Source organism: Erwinia sp. E_sp_B01_1, assembly GCF_036865545.1.
In the GTDB taxonomy this organism is placed as follows: Bacteria; Pseudomonadota; Gammaproteobacteria; order Enterobacterales; family Enterobacteriaceae; genus Erwinia.
The window spans coordinates 2677879-2701932 of the sequence record NZ_CP142208.1 but is presented as its reverse complement, the minus strand read 5'-3'; the positions used below and the strand labels follow the sequence as shown (position 1 = coordinate 2701932).

At 52.6% G+C, this 24054-nt stretch carries 21 protein-coding genes and 1 pseudogene; 12 read left to right on the top strand and 10 right to left on the bottom strand.

Annotated elements, in window-relative coordinates:
- The first annotated feature begins 23 nt into the window (after window positions 1-23).
- Window positions 24-671, top strand: a complete 648-nt coding sequence (locus VRC33_RS12795; RefSeq protein WP_338556373.1) for a metallophosphoesterase — start codon at window positions 24-26, stop codon at window positions 669-671.
- Window positions 672-676: 5 nt separating this feature from the next.
- On the opposite strand, the gene rsmF is transcribed toward VRC33_RS12795, so the two are convergent.
- The 3 genes from rsmF to yebS all read right to left on the bottom strand — a co-directional run bounded on the left by rsmF (window position 677) and on the right by yebS (window position 6054).
- A complete protein-coding gene (gene rsmF / locus VRC33_RS12790) occupies window positions 677-2068 on the bottom strand; it encodes a 16S rRNA (cytosine(1407)-C(5))-methyltransferase RsmF (protein WP_338564289.1) in 1392 nt (463 codons plus the stop codon).
- Window positions 2069-2204: 136 nt separating this feature from the next.
- On the bottom strand, window positions 2205-4841 hold the full coding sequence (locus tag VRC33_RS12785) for an MlaD family protein (protein WP_338556370.1): 2637 nt from the start codon (window positions 4839-4841) through the stop codon (window positions 2205-2207).
- A complete protein-coding gene (gene yebS, locus VRC33_RS12780) occupies window positions 4810-6054 on the bottom strand; it encodes a membrane integrity lipid transport subunit YebS (protein WP_338556368.1) in 1245 nt (414 codons plus the stop codon). The genes VRC33_RS12785 and yebS overlap by 32 nt, the downstream gene beginning before the upstream one ends.
- Window positions 6055-6274: 220 nt before the next feature.
- Here yebS and VRC33_RS12775 point away from each other — a divergent pair, with 220 nt between their 5' ends.
- The 4 genes from VRC33_RS12775 (at window position 6275) to htpX (ending at window position 10732) form a co-directional block, all read left to right on the top strand.
- Window positions 6275-6775, top strand: a complete 501-nt coding sequence (locus VRC33_RS12775; protein ID WP_338556366.1) for a GAF domain-containing protein — start codon at window positions 6275-6277, stop codon at window positions 6773-6775.
- A 95-nt stretch (window positions 6776-6870) separates the two neighbouring features.
- The gene (gene proQ, locus VRC33_RS12770; RefSeq protein WP_338556364.1) at window positions 6871-7551 is read left to right on the top strand and encodes an RNA chaperone ProQ; all 681 of its coding nucleotides are present in this window, start codon (window positions 6871-6873) and stop codon (window positions 7549-7551) included.
- Window positions 7552-7570: 19 nt separating this feature from the next.
- The gene (prc, locus tag VRC33_RS12765) at window positions 7571-9610 is read left to right on the top strand and encodes a carboxy terminal-processing peptidase (RefSeq protein WP_338556362.1); all 2040 of its coding nucleotides are present in this window, start codon (window positions 7571-7573) and stop codon (window positions 9608-9610) included.
- A 240-nt stretch (window positions 9611-9850) separates the two neighbouring features.
- The gene (htpX, locus tag VRC33_RS12760; RefSeq protein WP_338556360.1) at window positions 9851-10732 is read left to right on the top strand and encodes a protease HtpX; all 882 of its coding nucleotides are present in this window, start codon (window positions 9851-9853) and stop codon (window positions 10730-10732) included.
- A 57-nt stretch (window positions 10733-10789) separates the two neighbouring features.
- Here the strand turns inward: htpX and VRC33_RS12755 are convergent, their stop codons facing one another.
- Window positions 10790-12172, bottom strand: coding sequence for an MFS transporter (locus VRC33_RS12755; protein ID WP_338556358.1), 1383 nt, complete (start codon window positions 12170-12172; stop codon window positions 10790-10792).
- Between the two features lie 193 nt (window positions 12173-12365).
- On the opposite strand from VRC33_RS12755, the gene kdgR reads away from it, so the two are divergent.
- Complete coding sequence (gene kdgR / locus VRC33_RS12750) at window positions 12366-13157, top strand: DNA-binding transcriptional regulator KdgR (RefSeq protein WP_338556355.1); 792 nt, start codon at window positions 12366-12368, stop codon at window positions 13155-13157.
- 35 nt (window positions 13158-13192) lie between these two features.
- On the opposite strand, the gene VRC33_RS12745 is transcribed toward kdgR, so the two are convergent.
- Window positions 13193-13429, bottom strand: coding sequence for a YobH family protein (locus tag VRC33_RS12745; protein WP_338556353.1), 237 nt, complete (start codon window positions 13427-13429; stop codon window positions 13193-13195).
- A 245-nt stretch (window positions 13430-13674) separates the two neighbouring features.
- Between VRC33_RS12745 and VRC33_RS12740 the strand changes: the two genes are divergently transcribed.
- The 5 genes and pseudogenes from VRC33_RS12740 to rlmA all read left to right on the top strand — a co-directional run bounded on the left by VRC33_RS12740 (window position 13675) and on the right by rlmA (window position 16873).
- A complete protein-coding gene (locus VRC33_RS12740; RefSeq protein WP_338556351.1) occupies window positions 13675-13944 on the top strand; it encodes a YebO family protein in 270 nt (89 codons plus the stop codon).
- A gap of 23 nt (window positions 13945-13967) precedes the next feature.
- Window positions 13968-14972 carry an MBL fold metallo-hydrolase gene (locus VRC33_RS12735; protein ID WP_338556349.1) on the top strand — a complete coding sequence of 335 codons (1005 nt, stop codon included), beginning with the start codon at window positions 13968-13970 and terminating at the stop codon, window positions 14970-14972.
- 526 nt (window positions 14973-15498) lie between these two features.
- Window positions 15499-15570, top strand: a pseudogene (locus VRC33_RS12730) (DUF2627 domain-containing protein); the annotation flags it as partial.
- An 85-nt stretch (window positions 15571-15655) separates the two neighbouring features.
- The gene (gene cspE, locus VRC33_RS12725) at window positions 15656-15865 is read left to right on the top strand and encodes a transcription antiterminator/RNA stability regulator CspE (protein ID WP_001062678.1); all 210 of its coding nucleotides are present in this window, start codon (window positions 15656-15658) and stop codon (window positions 15863-15865) included.
- 165 nt (window positions 15866-16030) lie between these two features.
- A complete protein-coding gene (rlmA, locus tag VRC33_RS12720; protein WP_338556347.1) occupies window positions 16031-16873 on the top strand; it encodes a 23S rRNA (guanine(745)-N(1))-methyltransferase in 843 nt (280 codons plus the stop codon).
- On the opposite strand, the gene VRC33_RS12715 is transcribed toward rlmA, so the two are convergent.
- The 4 genes from VRC33_RS12715 to manX all read right to left on the bottom strand — a co-directional run bounded on the left by VRC33_RS12715 (window position 16854) and on the right by manX (window position 20135).
- Window positions 16854-17312 (bottom strand): DUF986 family protein, encoded by a 459-nt coding sequence (locus tag VRC33_RS12715; RefSeq protein ID WP_338556345.1) that lies wholly within the window; start codon window positions 17310-17312, stop codon window positions 16854-16856. The genes rlmA and VRC33_RS12715 overlap by 20 nt on opposite strands.
- A 93-nt stretch (window positions 17313-17405) precedes the next feature.
- Window positions 17406-18269: a PTS mannose transporter subunit IID gene (locus tag VRC33_RS12710; RefSeq protein WP_338556343.1), complete on the bottom strand. Its 864-nt coding sequence runs from the start codon at window positions 18267-18269 to the stop codon at window positions 17406-17408.
- Window positions 18270-18285: 16 nt separating this feature from the next.
- Window positions 18286-19086, bottom strand: a complete 801-nt coding sequence (locus tag VRC33_RS12705; RefSeq protein ID WP_338556341.1) for a PTS mannose/fructose/sorbose transporter subunit IIC — start codon at window positions 19084-19086, stop codon at window positions 18286-18288.
- A 65-nt stretch (window positions 19087-19151) separates the two neighbouring features.
- Window positions 19152-20135: a PTS mannose transporter subunit IIAB gene (gene manX / locus VRC33_RS12700; protein ID WP_338556339.1), complete on the bottom strand. Its 984-nt coding sequence runs from the start codon at window positions 20133-20135 to the stop codon at window positions 19152-19154.
- A gap of 542 nt (window positions 20136-20677) precedes the next feature.
- Between manX and VRC33_RS12695 the strand changes: the two genes are divergently transcribed.
- The gene (locus VRC33_RS12695; protein WP_338556337.1) at window positions 20678-22243 is read left to right on the top strand and encodes a TerC family protein; all 1566 of its coding nucleotides are present in this window, start codon (window positions 20678-20680) and stop codon (window positions 22241-22243) included.
- A gap of 41 nt (window positions 22244-22284) precedes the next feature.
- On the opposite strand, the gene VRC33_RS12690 is transcribed toward VRC33_RS12695, so the two are convergent.
- Window positions 22285-23847: an EAL domain-containing protein gene (locus VRC33_RS12690; protein ID WP_338556335.1), complete on the bottom strand. Its 1563-nt coding sequence runs from the start codon at window positions 23845-23847 to the stop codon at window positions 22285-22287.
- Between the last annotated feature and the right edge of the window lie 207 nt (window positions 23848-24054).

The following is a 24054-nucleotide window of genomic DNA, read 5'->3' as shown; positions in this document are numbered from 1 at the left end:
AGTAAATGCACTCAGGGTGGATCATGTTGTATCAATATCTTAGCGGTGAGAACTGGCGTCATATTTACATTGTGGGCGATCTGCACGGTTGCAGGGCATTGTTGGATGAGCAACTGCTGGCGTGGCATTTTAATACGGATGAAGATTTGTTGATCTCGGTAGGGGATTTGATCGATCGCGGGCCGGACAGTCCCGGCTGCCTGGCGCTGGTGAATCAGCCGTGGTTTCGCAGCGTGCGGGGTAATCATGAAGAGATGGCGATCAACGCGTTGAGTAAAGGTCTGCACCGGCAGTGGATAGCGAACGGAGGTGACTGGTTTTACGCGCTGGAAGGCGTGGAGATGATTGAAGCGAAACATGCCATCAATCGCTGCCGGGAATTGCCGTTAATCCTGCACTTACAGCTTGAGGATCGTATTGTCGTGGTGGCCCATGCAGATTACCCTTCCTCCCATTATGCCTGGGGTGCAGAGGTGGATGAGCAAAAAACCGTCTGGAGCCGCTCCAGAATAGAGCGACTTCAGAGAGGCACCGGCCAGACAATTACCGGTGCCGATGCGTTTTATTTCGGTCATACGCCATTGAAAGATCCGCTGGATGCGTGGAACCAGCACTACATTGACACCGGCGCGGTATTCGGTAACCGGCTGACAATGGTGCAGGTTCAGTAATCCTGTCAGGAAGAGAACAGTTTGCCATCGCGAACCAGATCGCGCGGGTAGTTATTCTTGATTCGGCTACCCACTTTTTTCGCCAGACCAATCTGCTGGTGCTGACAGGTGACGATCATTTCATCGCCAGGCAATGCCCGTTCCGGGTAGATATCCCGCCCCCTGTACCATTCCTCCGCTTCGTTCAGCGTCAGCTCAAAGCGGTTTTTCGCATCGGACTGGGCGAGGGCGATTACGGCCTCATGCTGCCAGCGGTAACCTTTCGGGAAAGTTTCAGCCAGCTTCAGGCCAATACGGGAAAAACGCACTTTTCCCAGTAAAGGCTCAATCGCTACAGGGAACAGCCACAACTCCTTGTCACGCTGCCACAACTGGTGAGTCTCGCTATCCCAGCGTAAACCTGACTTCTCAGCGGCCTGCGCAATTTCATCTCTTTGCTTCGGCTTCACCGGAACAAAAGGCAGCTTGCCGACTTTATAACCGGGCACCGGTAAGGGTGGAACGCTATGGGTCTTGCGCAGACGGGCAACAAAAAATCCTTCACTGTCGAAGATTTGCGGGAAAACGTGCAAAAAACCTTCCGGGGTGACGGCCTTATCTGCCCCAGGGAAAAGATCGTTCAGCGTTTCGATCTCTACAGCATCCGGATACTGCTGCTGCAGCCAGGCGATCACCTGCTGATTTTCACTGCGGTTTAGCGTACAGGTTGAATAGATCAGCGTACCGCCAGGTTTAAGCGCGTGAAAAGCACTCTCAATCAGGTCGTGCTGGGTTGCGGCAATCTCTTCCGTGCTCGCTTCTGACCAGTTACGGAGCGCATCGGCATCTTTGCGAATAACGCCTTCGCCGGAGCAGGGAGCATCCAGCAGGATGGCATCAAAACTTTCGGGCAATGCCGGGCCAAACACGCGGCCATCAAAGTGCGTCATAGCCGTATTGCTCACGCCACAGCGGCTGAGGTTGGCATGCAGCACTTTAACGCGGCTGGCTGAATACTCATTGGCGAGAATGGCGCCGCGATTGCCCATTCGTGCGGCTATTTGCGTGGTTTTGGAACCTGGAGCCGCAGCCACATCCATCACCGTCTCCGGCTGAGGGCAACCAGCAAACAGGGCGGTCACGGGTAGCATGGAGCTGGCTTCCTGAATATAAAACAGGCCGGAAAGGTGTTCAGCGGTACTGCCAAGCGGCAGGGTGTCGGCGTCATCACGGGCGATCCAGAATCCCTCTTCACACCAGGGGATCGGCGTCAGTGCCCACTGGTAAGGTTCAACCAGCGCCAGGAAATCGGTCACGCTGATTTTCAGCGTATTGACGCGCAGGCTGCGTCGTAAAGGCTGCTGGCTGATAGCAATAAACCGCTCAAACTCTGCCGTATCTGGCAACAGTTGGTGCATCTGATTCAGGAAGGCTTCGGGGAAATACACGCGTGAGGAAGAGGACACTGAAAGATTCCGCTGGAAATAAGTGCGGCGAGTTTATCACATTCATTGCGGCGAAAAAAAACGGGCAGCGCCAGGCTGCCCGTTGAGGTTAATTTCCCGGGAGTGCGGTTCCCCATTTACGCCAATCTTTTGGCTCCTCGTCTTCCAGCAGGTAGTGTTTGCCGGAGGTCGCCTGTGGTGCCAGCGGAACGGTCGGTGGCGTGGCAAAAGCAATGCCGCCCTGTATAAATTGCTGGAAGGTGCCGGTTTTCACCACGCCGCCAATCAGGCCAAATTTGAGGTTGTAACCGGAAGCCAGCCAGAACACTGAGTTATTGCGGACCAGGTGCTGATATTTCTTGCTGATCCGCAGCGTGATTTGCACACGGTCTGCCATTGCGCCCAGTGAGGTTCCGGTCACGGTTCCCACTTCAATGCCACGGAACAGAACCGGCGTGCCCACAGAAAGCGATCCCCCTTCCGGTGCATCCATGATCACGTTCAGCCCATCGAGATAGCGGGCGTCAGTAATAGTCGACTCCTGCAATTCGAAGGTGCGTTGAGCACGGCCTTTACCTGGATCCACGTTGATATAAGGCTGAAGCAGCGTATCCAGATGATTGACGCCAGCGGCAGAAATTTCCGGCGAAACCACCGAGAAGCGGCTGCCAAGACGTGCAAAATCTTTAACGTATTCCGGATACAGCACGGCTTTGGCAATGACCTGATTTTTGTCCGGGCTGAGCGCCAGATTTTCAAGCTGTCCGATGGTGATGCCCAGATAGCGGATCGGCATTCCGGAGGCCAGTTTGGTCGCATCATAGGTATGCAGAGTGATCTGGCTACCGACGGCACGGGCAGTGGTCTCAGATTCATAAAGTACGCGCTTGTCTTTGCTGGTCAGCCCGGCTCCTGCTCCCGTCAGGTTATCGAAGCTGATAGCGCCTTTCAGCGCCCGGTTCAGAGGCGATGCCTGAACCGTCAGGCCGCTGCCGTTAAGCTGGACGCGGGCACCGCCTTCAGACCAGAACACGCTGTTAGGCGTCAGCAACTTGCGATACTCCTGCTTCACATGCACGCGAACGTCGAATTCATTGGCTCTTGGAATAACATCGACAATTTCGCCGACCTGAAACTTGCGGTAGAGCACGACAGATCCCGCCTGAACATCCGGCAGACTTTTTGCAGTGAGGGTAAGCGTAACCGGAAGTTGATCGGTGGTGATCCCTTCCGCGGCTTTTTCTGCATTGGAATAGAGGGGATAGCTCTGCTTAGGCTCGCCTTTACTTCCGGGGTCGAGGCGAATGCCGCCATCCACCCATTCACGGGCGCTGGCACCCAGGACTTCCATGCCATCCAGACCCAGTTTGACATCCAGGCGGCTGTTGATGATGAACTTGCTGTCACCATGCACCAGTTGACGGTAATCCGGAGCAATGGCGATGGCAAAACTGACGCCCTGTTCATTAAGCGTCCGGCTGATCACCTGGCCGATCTGCATGCCGTGCAGCATGATCGGCTGGCCTGCATCAATACCGTAGCTTTCAGGCGCGGTGAGTTTCACTTCAATCGCGTTGGGCTGTTGCAGCAACGATTCATTGCTCTCCAGCACGGTGTAATGATCTGTTGGTTCTCCCTGTCCCGGCACCAGTTCCAGCGTGTTACCGGTCAGCAGACTGCTCAGGCTGGTATCACTGAGGCTGATTTTCGGGCTGCGCATCTCAATGCGCGTTCCGGTCCGCATCAGGCCAGTTACGGAGGGATCAATGGTCAGTTCGCCAGTGACTTTGCCACCGGGTTGCAGCGTCATACCTGTCAGCGTGCCCACTTCCAGCCCCTGATACATCAGCGGCGTACTGTTAACCTTGAGATTTTTACCGTTTGGCAAATCCAGTGCGATGCTTACGCCACGATGGCTGTGGGCCAGGTCGGGATAGAGATCGTAATTTTCATCAGACTGCGCCTGTCCGGATTTCTCCGGCGAATCGAATGCGACCGCACCGTTAACCAGCGCAGCCAGACTTTCCAACTCGACTTTTGCGCCGTTCAACCCCACGTCTGCTTTCACGCCAGAAACGTTCCAGAAACGGCTGTCCTTCTTCACCAGGTTGGTAAAGCGACGCTCAATCAGCACGTCTACAGTCACTCCTTTGTTACCGGGGTTAATGCTGTAGTCATAAACGCGCCCAACCGGGATTTTGCGGTAATACACCAGCGAACCGGTATTCAGCGAGCCCAAATCTGGCGTATGCAGATGGATCAGCATTTCGCCGGTGTTTACACGGTATTTCGGCTGGGTATCCAGCGCAACGAAGTGATCTTTCGGCTGACCTTTACCCGGCATCATGCCGATATAGTTACCGCCAACCAGCGCATCAAGACCAGAGACGCCCGCCAGTGAGGCCTTGGGCGTGACCAGCCAGAACTGTGTTTCATCCTTGAGTGCATCTTTCATATCGCTTTTGATGCTGGCATTGATTTTGATGGTGCGTAAATCATCCGTCATACTGATGCCCTGCACCAGACCCACTTCCACTCCCTGATAGCGAACCGGCGTTCTGCCCGGCACGATGCCGTCTGCGGTAGCAAAATCAATGGTGATCGTAGTGCCGCGATCCTGGTAGTTAGTCCAGACAAGCCAGCCAGCGATCAGCAGCGCAATAAACGGCAGCAGCCAGAAAGGTGAAATTTTCCCCCGGCTTTTGATGCGCGCGTTAGTCGGTGTAGTCGGCGTTTCCTGTTGCATGAGCATCCCAAAGTAAACGGCTATCCAGCCACTCAACGGCAAGGATAGTAAGTATGACCGCCGAGCCAAAGTAGAAGGCGGCCGGTCCCATAGTAAAAGCCAGCAGCTGATCGCGATTGACCAGTGACATGGTTAACGAGATAACAAACAGGTCCAGCATAGACCAGCGTCCGATCCAGGTAACCACCCGCAGCAAACGAACGCGGGTTTTCAGGCCCTGCTCACATTTAAAGTGAATGCTGATCAACAGCGTCAACAGCACAATAACTTTGGTGAAAGGAACCAGGATACTGGCTACAAATACCACTATGGCTACCGGAACATTCCCTGAAGCCAGCGACATAATACCCGAAAGGATGGTGTCATTCTGACGGGCACCATTAAGGTAAATGATCGAGATAGGTAGCAGGTTAGCCGGGATTAACAGCACTATTGATGAAATGAGTGCCGCCCAGGATTTTTGCAGGCTGAACCGACGGCGAAAACGAAGCGGCGTGTGACAACGGGGACACCGACCGCGATCGTCAGCCAGGCCAGTATGATGGCAACTTAGACAGACCTGTAATTTTTCCGGGGCTACCTGCGGTTGTGGCTGCGGATAAAAGCGGTGCCATAACTGCTCCACGTTCAGGTGAATAAGAGTAATCAGGCTCAGTACGGCCAGCGAAATAAAAGCGATTAAACCAGGGCCAGGCGTGATGTCGGCATAGTCCTGCACTTTAATTGAGGCCACCGCAATGCCCACCAGATAGATATCCAGCATTACCCACTCTTTCAGCCGATCCAGCATTAATAAGACCGGACGCAGGTTCAACCCCAGCTTTGGACCAAAGAAGAGCCAGGCTATAGAGGCAACCAGCGTGGCCGGTGCGCCTATAGTACAGAAGGCCACCATAGAGGCTGTAATGATCTCTCCCTGCTGCGCCATCTGAGTGATGCCTTCCAGTAAACTGGCGCGAATATTGGTGCCCAACAGCCGGATAGTCAGCAGCGGTTCACTGAAGGCAAAAGGCATTAACAGCAGCATAGTTACCGCCATCGCAGAGAGCCGGGTCATAGACCAGTCACGGCCATTCATAATTCGGGCATTACAGCGGGGGCAGTGCGCAGACTGATTAGATTTCACATCTGGTAAGGAAAAAAGGGTATCGCATTGGGGGCAACGCTGATAACGTGCCTGGGGCAGAGCATGGCTGATGGCGTGTATTTTCATAATCCTGAGGTTCTCAGGCCCGGCAGCGCAGGTGCAGGGCAGGGTTAAGTTTTATCGCCATAAAAGATTAATGACACGTCAGGGTCATGCTTAAGGCTTCAGACTGACTAAGGGTATATTAACTAATGAAATGATTCACCTTGTCTGCCTGAGCAATTAATGCTTATTTTAACAAGGGGTCATAATGGGCCCCCTGACACGTTTCCACAATGGTTAAAAAATGACAAAAACAGAGTTTTATTCGGACCTGAACCGTGATTTGCGCGCGCTTATCGCTGGAGAGACCAGTTTTCTGGCAGCGATGGGAAATTGCAGCGCATTATTATATGAACGCCTTGAGGGTGTTAACTGGGCAGGTTTCTATCTGTTGACCGAAGCCGATACTCTGGTATTGGGTCCTTTCCAGGGAAAAATTGCCTGCGTGCGTATTCCGGTAGGTCGCGGAGTGTGCGGTACGGCAATTTCTGAAAAACGGGTACAGCGCGTGGATGACGTACATGCCTTCCCCGGACACATCGCTTGTGACGCGGCCAGTAATGCTGAAATCGTGCTGCCATTAGTGGTGAACGGGCAGGTAATCGGCGTTCTGGACATCGATAGCGTGGAATACAACCGCTTTGACAGCGAAGACGAAGCAGGGCTTTTAAGCCTCACTGACGGGCTGTGTGAAGTGCTTGCCGGGTCAGATGTGGAAAAATTTATTCACATGAAACGCAGCTAAAGCGCTGGATCACGTAGCATTTGCCGATGGGGTCATTATAATGACGCCTGTTCATGCCTGCGGCTTGTTGGCAACCGTTGTAATCAGGAAATTTCATGGAAAATCAACCCAAGTTGAATAGTAGTAAAGAAGTCATCGCCTTTCTGGCCGAGCGTTTCCCCCAATGCTTCAGTGCGGAAGGCGAAGCCCGTCCCCTTAAGATTGGCATCTTTCAGGATTTAGTTGAGCGCGTGCAGGGCGAAATGAATCTGAGTAAAACTCAGCTTCGCTCCGCACTGCGTCTTTATACCTCCAGCTGGCGCTATCTGTATGGCATCAAAGCGGGTGCCATTCGCGTTGACCTCGATGGCAATGCCTGCGGCGTTCTTGATGAGCAGCATGTGGAACATGCACGTAAGCAGCTCGAAGAGGCCAAAGCGCGTGTTCAGGCACAGCGTGAGCAGCAGCAGGCGAAGAAACGCGAAGCCGGTGAAGAGGGCGCACCACGCCGCACTCGTAAACCAGCCCGTAAACCTTCTGCCGAAGGTGAGCAGCCGCGTCAGGTTCGCAGCAAACCTGCTCGCAGCGCAGAGCGCGCGCCTTCCGCAGAGCGTCAGGCACCTGCCACTAAACCCGTTACCGATACCGCAGCACTGCAAGTCGGGCAGAATATTAAAGTCACCGCAGGCAAAAGTGCGATGGATGCCACCATTCTTGAAATCACCAAAAATGGCGTCCGGGTACAGTTGGCTTCCGGCCTGGCAATGATAGTACGCGCAGAACACTTGCAGTTCTGATACGGAGGCCAATCAGGGCATGAACAACTTTTTTAAAACCACCGTACTGGCTGGACTGCTGCTGGCAGGGAATGTCTTCGCTGCTGATAACATTACGCGTGCCGATCAGATTCCTCAGCTGCACCAGGAAGCTCAGCATGCAACAGTGAGTGAACGTGTCTCATCACGTTTCACCCGCTCCCATTACCGTCAGTTCGATCTTGATAAGGATTTTTCCGTCAAGATTTTTGAACGTTACCTGAATCTGCTGGACTACAGCCATAATTTGCTGCTGACCTCAGATATCGAACAATACGCCAGCAAAAAAACCAGCCTCAGCGACGAGCTGAAGTCCGGAAAGCTGGATGTGTTTTACGATCTCTATAACCTGGCGCAAAAACGCCGGTTCGAACGCTATCAGTACGCTTTGTCGGTACTGAATAAGCCCATGAATTTCACCGGTAACGATACGATTGATATCGACCGGAGCAAGTCGCCGTGGCCAAAAACCACTGCTGAGCTGAATCAGTTGTGGGATGCAAAAGTCAAATATGACGAGCTGAGCCTCAAACTGACCGGCAAAGACGAAAAAGAGATCCGCGAAGTGCTGACCAAGCGCTATCAGTTTGCGGTTCGTCGTCTTGCACAAAGTAACAGTGAAGACGTTTTCCAGTTGGCGATGACCGCCTTCGCTCACGAAATCGATCCGCACACCAACTACCTTTCCCCCCGTAACACCGAGCAGTTTAATACCGAAATGAGCCTGTCTCTTGAAGGTATCGGTGCGGTGTTGCAGATGGATGATGACTATACCGTGATCAACTCCATGGTGGCGGGTGGTCCGGCAGCCAAAAGCAAATCTATCACCGTTGGCGATCGCATCGTGGGTGTAGGCCAGCCAGGCAAGCCTATGGTGGATGTGATCGGCTGGCGTCTTGATGACGTTGTCGCGCAGATCAAAGGGCCTAAAGGGAGCAAAGTGCGCCTGGAAGTCCTGCCAGCCGGGAAGGGCACCAAAACCCGTACCGTCTCCCTGACGCGCGAGAAGATCCGCCTTGAAGATCGTGCGGTCAAAATGACCGTGCATAATGTGGGCAGCAAGAAGGTCGGCGTGCTGGATATCCCAGGCTTCTATGTTGGCCTGACGGATGACGTGAAAGTGCAGCTGCAGAAGTTGCAGAAGCAGAACGTCGACAGTGTGGTGATCGACCTGCGTACTAACGGCGGTGGTGCATTGACCGAAGCTGTTTCCCTGTCCGGCCTGTTTATTCCAGGCGGCCCGGTGGTTCAGGTTCGTGACAACAACGGTAAAGTGCGTGAAGACAGTGATAACGACGGGATCGTGTATTACAAAGGTCCTTTAGTGGTACTGGTCGATCGTTTCAGTGCTTCCGCATCCGAAATCTTTGCCGCTGCCATGCAGGATTATGGTCGTGCGCTGATTGTGGGTGAACCCACCTTTGGTAAAGGCACCGTTCAGCAGTATCGTTCTCTGAACCGGATCTACGATCAGATGCTGCGTCCGGAATGGCCTGCGCTGGGTTCTGTGCAGTACACCATTCAGAAGTTCTACCGTATTAATGGCGGCAGCACTCAGCGTAAAGGCGTCACGCCCGATCTGTTGATGCCAACCGGTGTTGAAGCGGTAGAAACCGGTGAGAAGTTCGAAGACAATGCCCTGCCCTGGGACAGCATCAATGCGGCAAACTATACCAAAACCGGTGATTTAACCTCACTGGAGCCGCAACTGATCAAAGACCATCAGGATCGCATTGCCAGAGATCGTGAGTTCCAGTACATCATCAAAGATATCGCGCGCTTTAATGCCCTGAAGGATAAGCGCAATATCATCTCTCTGAACCTTGCCGAGCGTGAGAAAGAGAATCATGAAGATGATGCACTGCGTCTGGAGCGGATCAACGCCCGTCTGCAACAGGAAGGTAAAAAGCCTCTGGCTAAGCTGGACGATCTGCCGAAGGACTATAAAGAACCGGATCCCTACCTGGATGAGACGGTGAATATTGCCAACGACCTGGCGCAGCTTGAAAAAGCGCAAACGCCGCCAGCCGCAGCAAAATAAACCGCAGGGCACAGCACAGTCTGTGCCCTTTTTTTATCTCTGAAACAGTCCTGCAATTGTCAGCTTATCGCCCTTTATCTTTTCTTCCGGTCAGTGATTCTGCGTGGTTGCCATCCGCAGCGGAGGATAATGTAAAGTTATGTCTTTTTAGACACTTAAAGCTGCAGAGTGCTTGAAAAGTTTCCTGATGCCCATAGGATAGTTATCCGCAACGGGCTTAATTGAGGAAGATAAAATTTTATGATGCGTATTGCGCTTTTCCTGCTGACCAACCTGGGCGTTATGTTGGTCTTTGGGCTGATCCTCAGCCTGACAGGGATCCAGTCAAGCAGTGTACAGGGCCTGATGATCATGGCGGGTCTGTTTGGCTTTGGCGGTGCGTTTGTTTCACTGCTGATGTCAAAGTGGATGGCGTTGCGATCCGTAGGCGGTGAAGTTATTGAGCAGCCGCGTAACGAAACGGAGCGCTGGCTGGTGCAGACCATTGCACAACAGGCCCAACAGGCCGGGATTGCTATGCCTCAGGTTGCTGTTTATCACGCACCTGATATCAACGCTTTTGCTACCGGTGCACGACGCGATGCGTCGCTGGTTGCCGTTTCAACGGGTCTGTTGCAGAACATGAGCCGTGATGAAGCCGAAGCGGTACTGGCGCATGAGATCAGCCATATCGCTAATGGTGATATGGTCACCATGACCTTAATCCAGGGCATAGTGAACACCTTTGTGATCTTTATCTCGCGTATTCTGGCGCAGGTGGCTTCCGGCTTCCTGTCTGGTAACCGCGACGAAGGTGAGAGCAACAATGGTAACCCGATGGTTTACTTCGCCGTGTCGATGGTGCTGGAGCTGGTATTTGGCATTGTGGCGAGCATTATCACCATGTGGTTCTCCCGTCATCGTGAATACCATGCAGACGCCGGTTCAGCAAAACTGGTGGGCCGTGAAAAGATGATTGCCGCGCTGCAGCGTCTTAAAACCAGCTATGAGCCGCAGGAAGCCAGCACCATGATGGCATTCTGTATCAATGGCAAATCCAAATCGCTGAGCGAGCTGTTTATGTCGCATCCGCCGCTGGATAAGCGTATTGAAGCACTGCGCAGTGGCCAGTATCTGAAATAGCAGCGTCACAGAAAGACAAAACCGGGCATTGCCCGGTTTTTTTATGCCTGAAGAGCGTCAGCTACTGGCTTTGGCCCTGGGCTGAGTGATCCGTAAGGCACTGACCACAGCGGCAAGCGTTGAGAAGCTCCCCGCCAGCAGAAGCGAGGCGTGAGTACCATGAGCACCGAATAAATTGAACATCAGGGCTACCAGGGCGGCTCCGCTGGTCTGCCCTAACAGGCGTGCCGTGCCCAGCATCCCGCTGGCACCGCCGCTCCGGTGACCGGGGGCAGAAGAGATGATGGTATGGTTATTGGGTGACTGGAACAGACCAAATCCCGCGCCACACAGCGCCATGCGCCAGATGATGTTTAAATCCGAAGGCGATTCGGGTAACAAAGCCAGCGAGAATAACCCCCCAGCAAAGAGTGCCAGACCTGCGGTGCCCAGAAGGCCAGGGTGATAACGTTCAATCAACCTGCCCGCTATCGGTGCCATGACCATAGTGGCCAGCGGCCAGGGCGTCAGCAATAAGCCTGTTGCCACCTCGTTACGTTCTAATACCGTTTGCAGAAAGAAAGGCAGTGAGACCATCGCCAGCATCTGGGCGCAAAAAGAGCAGACGGAAGTGCCTATCGACAGAGAGAAGATCGGAATGCGCAGCAGATCGACCGGCAACAGAGGGAAGGGCATTTTTAACTGACGACGAATAAACAGGTAGCCGATCACGACCAGCGCCGCCAGTTCAGCCAGGATTAGCTTGCCGCTTTGACCCTGTGCGAATCCGCTTAAGGCGGAGATCATCAGGCCAAAGGTCAGGGCATTCATGATGGCACTCGGGATATCAAAGCGCTGTTCTTTGGCTTTCTGCGTATTGTCGGGCAGGAAGCGGAACGCCAGATATAAGGCGGCCAGCCCCACAGGAATGTTGATCAGGAATAACCATTTCCATGACGCTACGGACAGCACAGCGGCAGCCACGGTGGGTCCTGCAGCGGTCGAGACGGCGACAATCAGCGAGTTGATACCCATGCCGCGTCCCAGATAACGTTGCGGATAGATAATGCGAATCAGCGCAGTATTAACGCTCATCAGCGCTGCACCACCGAACCCCTGGATTACGCGGGCGAAGGTCAACATTTCCAGTGAACTGGAGAGCGCGCAAAAGAGCGAGGTACAGGTAAACAGCACCAGCCCGGCCTGGTAAACCCTGCGGTAGCCAAGAATGTCACCCAGGAAGGAGAGGGAAAGTAGCGAAACGATGATGGCCAGCTGATAAGCATTAACAATCCAGATAGATTCCGCCGGACTGGCCTGTAACTCTCTGGCGATAGTAGGCAGGGCTACGTTGGCAATAGCCCCGTCGAGCACGGCTACGGTTATACCCAGCGCGATCGCCATGATGGCGCCATAGCGCTGAGGAAGGGGCAACCCGTCTGTTTGTGTTGTTTGCGACATAGACCAGAGTAGTCAGAAGAGTGAATATCACTATGCTAATGATTTTCGGCAAACTATTCCAGAATGTTGCACTCAGGAACTATCAGCAAATATGTCCGGGTAAAATATCCCGGAGTCTTGCACCTGAAAGTCTGCAAAACGTATACTGGAAATACTGTTCCATTTTTTATAAAACAAGTAATAAGGTTCTGTTATGGCATCTGGCGATGTGGATAAACAACCCGACTCTGTCTCTTCGGTAATGAAGGTTTTTGGCATTTTGCAGGCGTTGGGTGAAGAACGGGAGCACGGCATCACTGAACTTTCACAGCGTGTGATGATGTCTAAAAGCACCGTTTATCGTTTTTTGCAAACGATGAAAACCCTGGGATACGTCGATCAGGAAGGGGACTCTGAAAAATATACCCTTACCCTGAAACTGTTTGAACTTGGCGCTAAGGCTCTGCAAAACGTAGATCTGATCCGCAGTGCAGATATTCAGATGCGGGATATTTCACGCCAGACTAAAGAGACCATTCACCTTGGCGCGCTGGAAGAAGACAGCATTGTCTATATCCACAAGATAGATTCGCTCTATAACCTGCGGATGTATTCACGAATTGGCCGCCGGAATCCTCTTTACAGTACGGCTATTGGCAAAGTATTGCTGGCATGGCGTGAGACAGCGGAGGTCAAAGAGATCATGGCTGAGGTGACTTACAGTAAGAGCACGCCAAGGACCGTAGACAGCACAGAAGCTCTGTTACCCGTGCTGGAACGCGTCCGGTCTCAGGGCTACGGTGAAGATAATGAAGAGCAGGAAGAGGGGCTACGCTGCATTGCGGTTCCGGTGTTCGACCGGTTTGGTGTGGTGATTGCCGGACTGAGTATCTCTTTTCCTACAATCCGCTTTGCTGAAGAAGAAAAAAGTCGCTATGTGGCGATGCTGCACCATTCGGCCCGGATCCTCTCTGAACAGATGGGGTATCACAACTATCCTTTCTGAAACAATGGGCCAGCACAGGGCTGGCCCACAGTCATTTAATTATCGACCACTTCCGTGCTCTTTTTCAGCAGAGGGCAGTCGGTGACGCCGACCACACCGCTGTCAGTGTGCAGGTACTGAGCGGTTACCATGCCACGCGCCGTCAGGTACTGGCACTGTAATCCCAGTCCGGCCACATTTTTAGAGCTTCCTGCCAGTACCCCATAACCCGTGACCAGCAAGGCAATCCAGACAACCACCAGCAACGCAACGATGCGAACTAAAAATCTCATGTATTCCCCTTTGAGTTTGTCAGACAACCATCCAGACATTCACTTCCGCTACCCGTGCTTTTTTAGCACTAAGGTGTGAAGCTGTACGCAATCACACTTGAGAATACACAAACATCGCCATCGCGCCTTCGCGAAGGTTCTTAAATTTTTGTGAGCTGGCTATCTATTCGTGTCTGACCTGGTAGAATCTTCGCAGGTCTGCATCGGTCTGTATTGCAGTGGGCACCGGCATTTTTGAGGCATGTATGAACGAGATAGCAAATGGCGCGATGGGTTTCGCATCAATGGGGTTTACGGTAGCACTGGTAATTGTCGGGCTGATAGCCTGGTTCTTTGTTAACCGGGCCAGCGTCAAAGCCAGCCAGCAGGTGCAATTACTTGAGGCGCTGCTGGAGGAGCAGAAACGGCAGAATACATTATTACGCCGTCTGACCGACTCCGTGGCAGGTAAAGAAAAAGCCACTGCCGAAGAGGCGGATAACAAAGACTTCACGCGACTGATCCCTGAACGTTAATTTATGCATTAAGGAAGAGTGTAATGGCCTGGCAAAATCCCTGGTACGATCCTGATAAAGCGCACCACACCCCTGAAGGATTTCGTAATCCCGAGCCGGAGCTTCGTCAGAATGGTGACCTGAAACGCTGGCGCAAAGAGCGCAAAGCTCAGGGATTACCTTTTCCTCCAACCCTGGGATACGAAGATTTCAAAACTCAGTGGTGGCAGCGTGCCGATCTGAGCGGTGCGGAAGACGCAATCTGGTGGCTGGGGCATGCCTGCCTGTTACTGCGTACCGGGGGCAGGTACACGCTGATTGACCCTGCATTGTCTGAAAGGGCATCGCCTTTCAGCTTTTATGGCCCCAGGCGGAAAACACCTGCGGCGCTGGCTGTCGGGGATTTACCTTCACTCGACTCTGTTTTGATCTCTCACAGCCATTATGACCATCTGGACAGGCCAACCATCAAAAAAATCCTCAGGCGCTTCCCGAACGTTCATTTCGTCGTGCCGCTGGGGCTTGAACCCTGGTTCAGGAAGCTTGGAGCCAGAAACGTCACCCAGCTGGACTGGTGGGAAAGCACTGAAACCGCCGGGATTGACGTTCATGCCGTGCCCGCGCGTCACTGGAGTATGCGAAGCCTGAGCGACCGCAACCGCTCACTGTGGTGTGGCTGGGTAATTAAAAGCCCGACACTGAGCTTCTGGTTTACGGGAGACAGCGGCTACTCTGAGAGCCTGCTTGAGATACCCCGCAAACTGGGCCCGTTCAATCTGGCCGCGTTGCCCGTAGGCGCTTATGCACCAAAATGGTTCATGCGGGGTCAGCATATGGATCCGGAGCAGGCCGTCTCACTGCATCAGGCACTGGGGCAGCCCCTGAGCATCCCTATTCACTGGGGCGTGTTCGAACTGGCCGATGAATCACTGGATGAACCGCCGATTGTTCTGTCACAGGCGATGCAGGCTGCAGGCCTGGATGAGAGCCGTTTCAGAGCATGGCGAATAGGCGCAAAAAGTGCACTGAATAATATCACCCAGGAATAATCCTAAAACGATTAATTTAGCAACTTTCAAAAATGAGAGCAACGTCTAATAATGCAAATTGAATGATGGTACGACCGGAAATAAATAGATGTCCGGTCATGCTTTTAAATGGGGCAACGGGAAATTCATATTCCTGATTTTGGTGCAATTTAAATCTCAAATTGAACCATCAGCTTCTTTTTATCTCTGCGGCTGCTCTGAAAGTAAACTTTTACACAGCGCCATTTTAAGCTTAGTAATGCCATAATTGTGCAATGAAATCAGAGCGAAATCCTCTGCTGTACAAGGACAGGTAATAGACTTCGTCTTTCTGACGGTTTATGATGATCCCCATGTTTTGAGGGGCGATTGGGCTGTGTGCCAGCGACAATCAATGCCGACGGATAACGACTTCATATGTAAAGTGCAATATGTGCCAGACCGTTTCAATTGTGTGCGATGACGCAATCACTGTTTAAAAATGACTTGCCAAAAATAAACGAATATGTGATAACGCATTTGGGTAAAACGAGGTACAGTTCTGTTTATGTATGGCATCTTCAGTAAAGAAGTTTTGAGTAAAAACGTTGACGTTGAATACCGCTTCCTTGCCGAGCCTTAATATCGTGCCTCATGCAGTAATGTTTCTGGTTTTTCTATACGTAAGGCCCACGGGCGAATAAACACTCTAAGGAATTTGCAAAATGGCAAAGATTAAAGGTCAGGTTAAGTGGTTCAACGAGTCTAAAGGTTTTGGCTTCATCACCCCTGCAGACGGCAGCAAAGATGTATTCGTACATTTCTCTGCAATCCAGGGCAATGGCTTCAAAACTTTGGCTGAAGGCCAGAACGTTGAGTTCGAAATTCAGGACGGCCAGAAAGGCCCTGCTGCTGTGAACGTCACCGCTATCTAATTTTCGATCTGCGCCTGCTATTGCCCGCGTGTAATCCAGGCAAGAATCTGAATGCTAAAGCCCTGCCAGAAATGGCAGGGCTTTTTCGTCTCCGCACCAATAAGCCCTGCCGCTGGCTCTCGCTTTCCGGTAAACTGCCGCCCGGACCCATTTTGGAGAGTTGTCATGTCTTACCTTTGCCCCCTTTGTCACCAGCCCCTGATGCCTGAAGCCGCCCTGTGGCGCTGCGAAAACCGGCACCAGTTTGATCGGGCCAGAGAGGGCTATGTCAATCTCCTGCCGGTGCAGCATAAGCGTTCAAAACAGCCTGGAGACAGTGCCGATATGATGCTGGCCCGCCGTGAATTCCTCGATGCCGGACACTATCAGCCGCTACAGGAAAAAGTCTGTGACATCTTTGCACGCGTGCTGAATGAGAAGGCCTCTGCGGTGCTGGATATTGGCTGCGGAGAGGGCTACTACACGCACGCTGTGGCTAACAGACTGCAGGCGAGAGGGGATGTGGAGATCCACGGGCTTGATGTCTCTAAAGTGGCCGTGCGCTTTGGCGCGAAGCGCTATCACAACGTGCAGTTTTGTGTCGCCTCAAGTCATCGTCTGCCTTTTGCTGAGGGGCAGTTTGATGCCGTATTAAGGATTTACGCGCCCTGTAAGGCTGAAGAGCTGGCAAGGGTGGTAAAAGAGCAGGGCTATGTGCTGACCGTGACGCCAGGCCCGCGCCATCTGCTTCAGTTTAAAGAACTGATCTACCAGGACGCGAAACTGCATGATGAGACGCCAGAGAAGATGGCAGGCTTTGAGCTGGTGGAACAGCATTCGCTGAATTATCCGATGCAGCTCAACAGCGAAGAGTCAGCGGCGCTGTTGCAGATGACGCCATTTGCCTGGCGGGCCCGTCCGGAAGTGTGGGGCGTGCTGGCCACCACCCCGGTATTTGACTGTGAAACAGATTTTACCCTGCGTCTGTGGCAGCGCAGGTCAGAGGAACTTACTGCTGTTGCACCATAAACTGGTAAATGTTTTCCAGGTCATCCAGCTTTCTGACGTGGATTAACAACCGGCGGCTTTCCAGCTCAATGACCAGAATGCCATCTTCTGACAGATTCATATTTTTGATCCGGCTGTAGGGGATAAAGAGGGTGGCATAGTAAAAGCCCCCGGACTTGAACAGCAGTTTTGGCAACCTGATCCAGAAAAGATAGATCGACAGCGAGGCCAGCACCATCAGCAGCAGGGTGGTGGCTTGTGGCCCCTGATTGTTGACGTTCTGCCAGATAAGGATGCCTGTAAGCCCGACAAATATCAGGCTGTCCAGCTTGTTCCGGCGCTGAAGAAACACCTTCAGCCTGGTCGGCCCTTTCAGCCGGGGTGTCACCAGTTCATCGTAAATTGCCCAGGCCAGCAACAAAACGATAAATACCACGATGACGTAATCTGTTAATGACATCTTTGCTTCCTTTGAAAGCACAGCCGGCATCGTTTGGTAAAAAGCGATGCCGGCTGGTCTCTTAAAAGCCGGGGCTGCCCCCGGCTCTGTAAATTACACTCCCAGCAGGCCAATCCAGTAACCGAAAATACCGATTACGAAGAAGCCAATAATGATCCACAGCGCATTCACTTTGCGACGCAGCAGCCACATACACCCGAAGGTCAGCAGGAGCGGGATCAGGCCCGGCATCAGCTGGTCCAGAATCGTCTGAACGGTGGTGACCGTGGTTTTCCCGGTCTGGTCAGTGATGCTTGAAACCACCAGGGGCACATTCACATGCGTCCACTTATTGACCAGCGCCCCCATGACAAAGAGGCCAAGTATGGACGCCCCCTCAGTCAGTTTTTGCAGGAAGCCACCGCCCATGTCGCTGACGATATCGACGCCTTTACGGTAACCATAAGCCACGCCGTAGTAGCGCACCAGCAGACGTACAAGGTTAAACAGGACGAAGAACATCAGTGGCCCAAGCAGGCTGCCCTGCATTGCAATACCGGCACCCAGCGCGGCAAATACCGGGCGAACGGTTCCCCAGAAGATTGGGTCGCCCACGCCCGCCAGGGGGCCCATCAGACCCACTTTAATACCGTTTATCGCCGCATCATCTATCGCTGCGCCGTTCGCACGCTCTTCTTCCATCGCCATGGTCACGCCAAGCACGGGTGAGGCAACGTACGGGTGCGTGTTAAAGAACTCCAGATGACGCTTGATGGCCTGCTTACGATCTTCATTATTCTCAGGATAGAGGCGACGGATCACCGGTACCATGGAATAGCAAAAGCCCAGCGCCTGCATACGTTCAAAGTTCCATGAACCCTGAAACAGGTTTGAGCGGAGAAATACGCCACGTATATCACCCTGCGTCAGCTTTTTATGCGGGGTCGTTGTGGTGGTAGTTTTTGCGATATCAACCATTTTTGTCACCCTTTCCCTAATCTAATTCGTTATCAAGGTCGTTTGTCACCGGGCCTGAGGCCTGCGCACCCGCCACGCGGTTATATTTCGGTGCCAGCTGGATATAAAGCACCGCCATCACCACACCAATCACACCCAGTGCCACCAGGTTGAAGTCGGTGAAGGCCGCGGTAACGAAACCGAGGTAGAAGAAAGGCATCAGGTAGCCCGCACGCATCATGTTGATGACCATCGCGTAACCGACCACCACGATCATGCCACCGGCGATGTTCAGACCGTTGGTGACCACATCAGGGATCGACTCCAGCAAGCCCTGCACAACGCTGGTTCCCACCGAAACACCAACGATTACCGCCGGGATTGCGATACGCATCGCCTGCAATAACAGGGCGGAGACGTGGATCCAGGATATAGCGGTCAGGTTGCCTTTTTCAGCCGCTTTATCTGCCGCATGCTGGAAAGCAACGGTGATAGTACGGACGATAATGGTCAGCACCTGGCCTGCTGCTGCCAGCGGAATGGCCAGGGCGATACCGGCACCAATACTCTGACCGCCAGCGATAACAAGAATGGTAGAAATAATGGAGGCGAGGGCGGCATCAGGGGCCACAGCGGCACCGATGTTCATCCAGCCAAGGGCGATCATTTCCAGCGTACCACCGATGATAATACCGGTTTTTATATCACCCAAAACGGCACCAATTAACGTACAGGCGACCAGTGGGCGGTGGAACTGAAATTCATCGAGAATAGATCCCATACCTGCAATACAGGCAACAATAAATATCAGCACAATCTGAAGAGTGGTAATCTCCATTGTACTTCTCCTCTGACGTTCGTGAACCGAGTTAGACCTGTTTGATCAGGCGATAAATAAAAATCTCACTGCGCAACTTTGGCTATAAGATCCATCATTTTCAGGCGTTGATCGCTGGAAACTTTACGCACTTCCAGTTCAATACCCCGCTCATTAAGTTTCCTGAAAGCAGCGATATCCTTTTCATCGACAGAGACCGCATTGTTTACCTGAGTCTTACCCTGCCGGAACGCCATTCCACCAATGTTAACGCTGGGGATTTTTACCCCGGCTTCAACCAGACGTTCAACGTCAGTAGGATTGGTGAACAACAGCATGACGCGGTTGTTGGCATATTTAGGGTTATTCCAGACGCGGATCATTTTAGCCACATCCACGACATGGGCCGTCACGCCGGGAGGCGCAACCTGTGTCAGAAGAGTTTTACGAACGTGGTCGGCAGCAACTTCATCACTGACCACGATAATTCGCGTCACGTTGGTCTCTTTGGTCCAGCGTGTGGCAACCTGACCGTGGATCAAACGATCGTCGATCCTCGCCAGGCCAATCTTCATATAATCGTTGGGTCCCATTGGCTTCTGCGCTACGGGAGTAGCCGGTGCAGGCGCTACAGAGGCAGGTGCCGAAACAGGGGCAGGAGCCGGTTCCACTTCTTTGGCTTTTAACGCTTTGACGCCTTCGCGGCCGGTTTCAACAGCCACCGCGACCAGTTCATCAAAGCCCGGGTCGTCATCGCGTGCCATCAAGGTTTCCACCAGCATCGGAATATTCACGCCAGCGATAACCTCGTAATTTTCTTTGTCCACTACGATACGGCTGGCAGCATTAAAGGGGCTGCCTCCCCAGGTATCAACGAGAAACAGTACACCCTGGCTGGTATCTAAATTGGTCAGTCGCGCCTGATATTTCTCAATCAGAGTTTCAGCATTTTCGCCGGGTACGAAATCGATCCACCCAACGTTTTCCTGATCCCCGAGGAGCATTTCAGCTGTTTTGATTAGCTGCTCAGCAGCCCAGCCGTGCGTGCCAATCACAATAGCAATAGTCACTTGCTACCCTCCATAATCAATAATCATCGGCCCGAATGCCTGTTGAGCCGCGTAAGTTTCCCACCAGTAAAACAAGCTGATGTGGATTTCTGCATTTATTCTATTGAGTCAGTAAAACTCTTCATTGTTGTGACAAATCTGGAAAAGATTTGTTATTAATCCGGACTTCAGGACGGATTTATTTTAGTCTGCGAAAAAATAAATTATGTGACGGTGCTCAGCTATTTAGATGCCGGATAAGCGCTTTTGTGCTGTTGCTCAAAAGTGCAGCACAAATCCTTCAAGGCACAGTGTAAATGTAATTAAATATTTTGACGTAATCAGGGCGGCTGTTTACAGTAGAGTTCCTTTAATAACACAGGAGTACCGGCTTCAGCCCGCCCTATGGACTGTCACCGACGTCGCTTAATCATGCCACCGGGTCATCCGGCCAGTTTTATCTCGTCCTTTGACGACACACACTTTCCCTGCTGCGTTACTTCCCGCATCGCTTTCTTTCAGGCGCCTGCTGCGCTTACCTGTGCCTTTTTCCGGAGTCTGCAATGGAATTTCTTTTAGACCCCTCGATTTGGGCCGGTCTGTTAACGCTGGTCGTGCTCGAAATCGTTCTCGGTATTGATAACCTGGTCTTTATTGCCATTCTGGCCGACAAGCTGCCGCCTAAGCAGCGTGATAAGGCCCGTTTGATTGGACTTTCACTGGCGCTGGTCATGCGTCTGGGCCTGCTTTCACTGATTTCCTGGCTGGTGACCCTGACCCGTCCGTTGTTCAGTGTAGGTGAGTTCAGCTTCTCAGGGCGGGATTTAATCCTGCTGGTGGGGGGGCTGTTCCTGCTGTTCAAGGCCACGATGGAACTCCATGAACGGCTCGAAAACCGCGAGCATAATGGCGAAAGCAACAAAGGCTATGCCAGCTTCTGGGCCGTGGTAGTACAGATCGTTATCCTGGATGCCGTGTTCTCGCTGGATGCCGTTATCACAGCCGTGGGGATGGTGAACAACCTGGCGATAATGATGACCGCAGTGGTCATTGCTATGGGTGTGATGTTGCTGGCCTCTAAGCCGCTGACTAACTTTGTTAATGCGCATCCTACGGTTGTAGTGCTCTGTCTGAGCTTCCTGTTGATGATCGGTCTGAGTCTGGTTGCCGAAGGTTTTGGCTTCCACATTCCGAAAGGTTATCTCTACGCGGCGATTGGCTTCTCAATTCTTATTGAGCTCTTTAATCAGATAGCGCGGGTTAATTTCATGCGCCATCAGGCCAGACGACCGATGCGTGAACGTACTGCTGAGGCGATTCTGCGTCTGATGGGCGGCCGTCGCAGTCAGGAGATGAACAGTAGCGAAGGCAGTGAGGTGGCCGCGATTATGCCTCAGGAAGCCTTTAAGGATGAAGAGCGCTACATGATCAATGGTGTACTGACGCTGGCTTCACGCTCCGTGCGCAGTATTATGACGCCGCGTGGAGACATCTCCTGGGTAGATGCTACCCGTCCGGTGGATGAAGTTCGTCTTCAACTGCTCGACACTCCGCACAGTCTGTTCCCGGTATGTCGCGGTGAACTGGATGAGATTATCGGTGTGGTCCGGGCTAAAGAGCTGCTGGTAGCGTTGGATCAGAACATCGATGTGGCGAGCTTTGCCTCGGCCAATCCGCCTATCATCGTACCGGAAACGCTGGACCCGATTAATCTGCTGGGCGTGTTGCGCAGAGCCAAAGGCAGTTTCGTGGTTGTTACCAGCGAATTTGGCGTGGTACAGGGGCTGATCACGCCACTGGACGTGCTTGAAGCCATCGCTGGCGAGTTCCCGGACGAAGATGAAACGCCGGATATCATCGCCGATGGCGAAGGCTGGCTGGTCAAAGGGGGCACGGATCTGCACTCGCTGCAGCAGTTACTGAATACTCAGGTGCTGGTTAATCCGGAGGATGACCATGCCTCCCTGGCGGGTCTACTGATTGCGCAAAAAGGTCAGTTACCGGTGCCGGGCGAAGTGATTGAGCTTCCTCCGGTAAGCTTCCAGATCATCGAAGCTACGGATTATCGTATCGATCTGGTTCGCGTGACTCGTGCGCGTGAGCATCATGAGGACGATGAAGAAGAGTAATCTCTGAGAGCAGGGGGAAAGGAGTCCCTCTGCTCATTGATTCAGGCAGTGAGCGTCTCTTTATGATCGCTCAGCCACTGCTGGAAGTCGCCCAACGGCATTGGACGCGCATAGAAGTAACCCTGCAGGACATCCACCCCTTTTTCGCGCAGATAGGCTGCCTGATCTGCCGTTTCCACCCCTTCAGCAACCAGGCTGATGTTCAGGCGTTGAGCCAGCGAAATGACCATATCTGTCACCGTAGCATTGATGGCATCCGTGCCGATGGCGGCGGTAAACACTTTGTCTATTTTCAGGACGTCCGGGCTGAGTGTTTTCAGATAGGAAAGCGAGCTGTGACCCGTGCCAAAATCATCAATCGCCAGCTTTACCCCAATCTTATGCAGATGTGATACCACCCGCTGATCCACTTCTGGCAGGGAATCCCTTTCCGTCAGTTCGACAATCAGTTGCGGCACCGGATTAGCCGGCCACCACAGACTCTGCAGGTCGTCAATAATCTCCCGGTCATGGAAGTGACTTGCTGCAACGTTAATGGCGATATGGAATGAGGGACAGGCCGGCATCTGCGGTAAATGGCGGACCACTTCACGCAGAACAAAACGGGTCAGTGGAGCAATCAGATTCTGCCTTTCCGCCATCGGGATAAACACATCCGGCGGGATCCAACCCTGGCGGGGATTGTGCCAGCGCAGCAGCAATTCTATGCCATCGCAGTCACCCGATTTGGCGTTGATCAACGGCTGGCAGTAGACCATAAACTCACGTGCAGTAATCCCGTAGCTGATCTGCCAGGAGAGACTCATCCTGTTAGCGGTAGCCAGCCAGACGATATAGCCCATCAGCAGACTCAGCAGCAGCGCCAGCGGCAGTTGTGAAGGCAGTGTCGACAGGGCCAGCCGCGTTGGAGAAGGGCCAAACAGCGTAATGGTAAACGGATAGCGCATAGAAGCTTTCTGATAACTGACTTCGTCTTCAGAAGGGAAAGCCTCCTCAATCATCGGATTACCGTATTCCAGGCTTTTGCCTGCAACTTTGAATATTGCCCGCTCAACCCAGGGCAGCGAAGGCTCAAGCAGATAGTTGCTCATCATCTCGATATTGATGATTTGCAGGATACCAGAGCGGTTTCTGTTGTCGTGCGGCGTCCAGAGCAGCAGGATCGGGGAGCCCTTGAGCAGGTGTTCGTCAGTGCTCAGGGTCATGCGTTCATTATTGAAGGCCAGTTCCGGGAAGGACTCACTGAAGCCAAGATTGCTGGCACCAAAGATGCTGGAACAGTACATATTGTCATTATCCACCAGGATAATTGACCGTACCGTCTGTAGCGTGGCCAGTTTTGCAATCAGCGGAAAACGCACCTGTTCACAGGGCAGGCCAACGAGGCCCAGCGTGTTACTGGCGGCGACATCCAGTGGAGAAAAGAGGCGATCAAAACGCTGGATAGCTTTTTCCGCAAAGAGATGCGACTGCTGCTCAATCCGGCCTTTCTCTTCCATAAAGCGAAAGGTCAGGGTGAGGATAAGTACCAACGCCGCCACCACCACAGCAATCAACAATCGCTTGCGGCGAAACTGTCCGAAAACTTCCTGGGACACTTGCATCAGTAACCACCCTTAAATCGACATGCATACATACAGGGACCGAACAGGAGTTATCGGCAATGGAAAAAGTAAGTTTAGTCTTAGTGGAAATAAAAGCAGAATTAATCAAAACAGGTACTTATCCTGCCCCGATCGCAGCAACACTCTAGCCGTTTATATGAAAAGGGGATAGCCGGTGTACCAAATAATTTTTTTGCTGTGCAGCTT

What these genes read in the sequence shown, in the direction of transcription:
- VRC33_RS12795 (WP_338556373.1), top strand. Translation starts at nt 24, where the DNA reads ATGTTGTATCAATATCTTAGCGGTGAGAACTGGCGTCATATTTACATT.
- rsmF (WP_338564289.1), bottom strand. Translation starts at nt 2,068, where the DNA reads ATGCACCAACTGTTGCCAGATACGGCAGAGTTTGAGCGGTTTATTGCT.
- VRC33_RS12785 (WP_338556370.1), bottom strand. Translation starts at nt 4,841, where the DNA reads ATGCAACAGGAAACGCCGACTACACCGACTAACGCGCGCATCAAAAGC.
- yebS (WP_338556368.1), bottom strand. Translation starts at nt 6,054, where the DNA reads ATGAAAATACACGCCATCAGCCATGCTCTGCCCCAGGCACGTTATCAG.
- VRC33_RS12775 (WP_338556366.1), top strand. Translation starts at nt 6,275, where the DNA reads ATGACAAAAACAGAGTTTTATTCGGACCTGAACCGTGATTTGCGCGCG.
- proQ (WP_338556364.1), top strand. Translation starts at nt 6,871, where the DNA reads ATGGAAAATCAACCCAAGTTGAATAGTAGTAAAGAAGTCATCGCCTTT.
- prc (WP_338556362.1), top strand. Translation starts at nt 7,571, where the DNA reads ATGAACAACTTTTTTAAAACCACCGTACTGGCTGGACTGCTGCTGGCA.
- htpX (WP_338556360.1), top strand. Translation starts at nt 9,851, where the DNA reads ATGATGCGTATTGCGCTTTTCCTGCTGACCAACCTGGGCGTTATGTTG.
- VRC33_RS12755 (WP_338556358.1), bottom strand. Translation starts at nt 12,172, where the DNA reads ATGTCGCAAACAACACAAACAGACGGGTTGCCCCTTCCTCAGCGCTAT.
- kdgR (WP_338556355.1), top strand. Translation starts at nt 12,366, where the DNA reads ATGGCATCTGGCGATGTGGATAAACAACCCGACTCTGTCTCTTCGGTA.
- VRC33_RS12745 (WP_338556353.1), bottom strand. Translation starts at nt 13,429, where the DNA reads ATGAGATTTTTAGTTCGCATCGTTGCGTTGCTGGTGGTTGTCTGGATT.
- VRC33_RS12740 (WP_338556351.1), top strand. Translation starts at nt 13,675, where the DNA reads ATGAACGAGATAGCAAATGGCGCGATGGGTTTCGCATCAATGGGGTTT.
- VRC33_RS12735 (WP_338556349.1), top strand. Translation starts at nt 13,968, where the DNA reads ATGGCCTGGCAAAATCCCTGGTACGATCCTGATAAAGCGCACCACACC.
- cspE (WP_001062678.1), top strand. Translation starts at nt 15,656, where the DNA reads ATGGCAAAGATTAAAGGTCAGGTTAAGTGGTTCAACGAGTCTAAAGGT.
- rlmA (WP_338556347.1), top strand. Translation starts at nt 16,031, where the DNA reads ATGTCTTACCTTTGCCCCCTTTGTCACCAGCCCCTGATGCCTGAAGCC.
- VRC33_RS12715 (WP_338556345.1), bottom strand. Translation starts at nt 17,312, where the DNA reads ATGTCATTAACAGATTACGTCATCGTGGTATTTATCGTTTTGTTGCTG.
- VRC33_RS12710 (WP_338556343.1), bottom strand. Translation starts at nt 18,269, where the DNA reads ATGGTTGATATCGCAAAAACTACCACCACAACGACCCCGCATAAAAAG.
- VRC33_RS12705 (WP_338556341.1), bottom strand. Translation starts at nt 19,086, where the DNA reads ATGGAGATTACCACTCTTCAGATTGTGCTGATATTTATTGTTGCCTGT.
- VRC33_RS12695 (WP_338556337.1), top strand. Translation starts at nt 20,678, where the DNA reads ATGGAATTTCTTTTAGACCCCTCGATTTGGGCCGGTCTGTTAACGCTG.
- VRC33_RS12690 (WP_338556335.1), bottom strand. Translation starts at nt 23,847, where the DNA reads ATGCAAGTGTCCCAGGAAGTTTTCGGACAGTTTCGCCGCAAGCGATTG.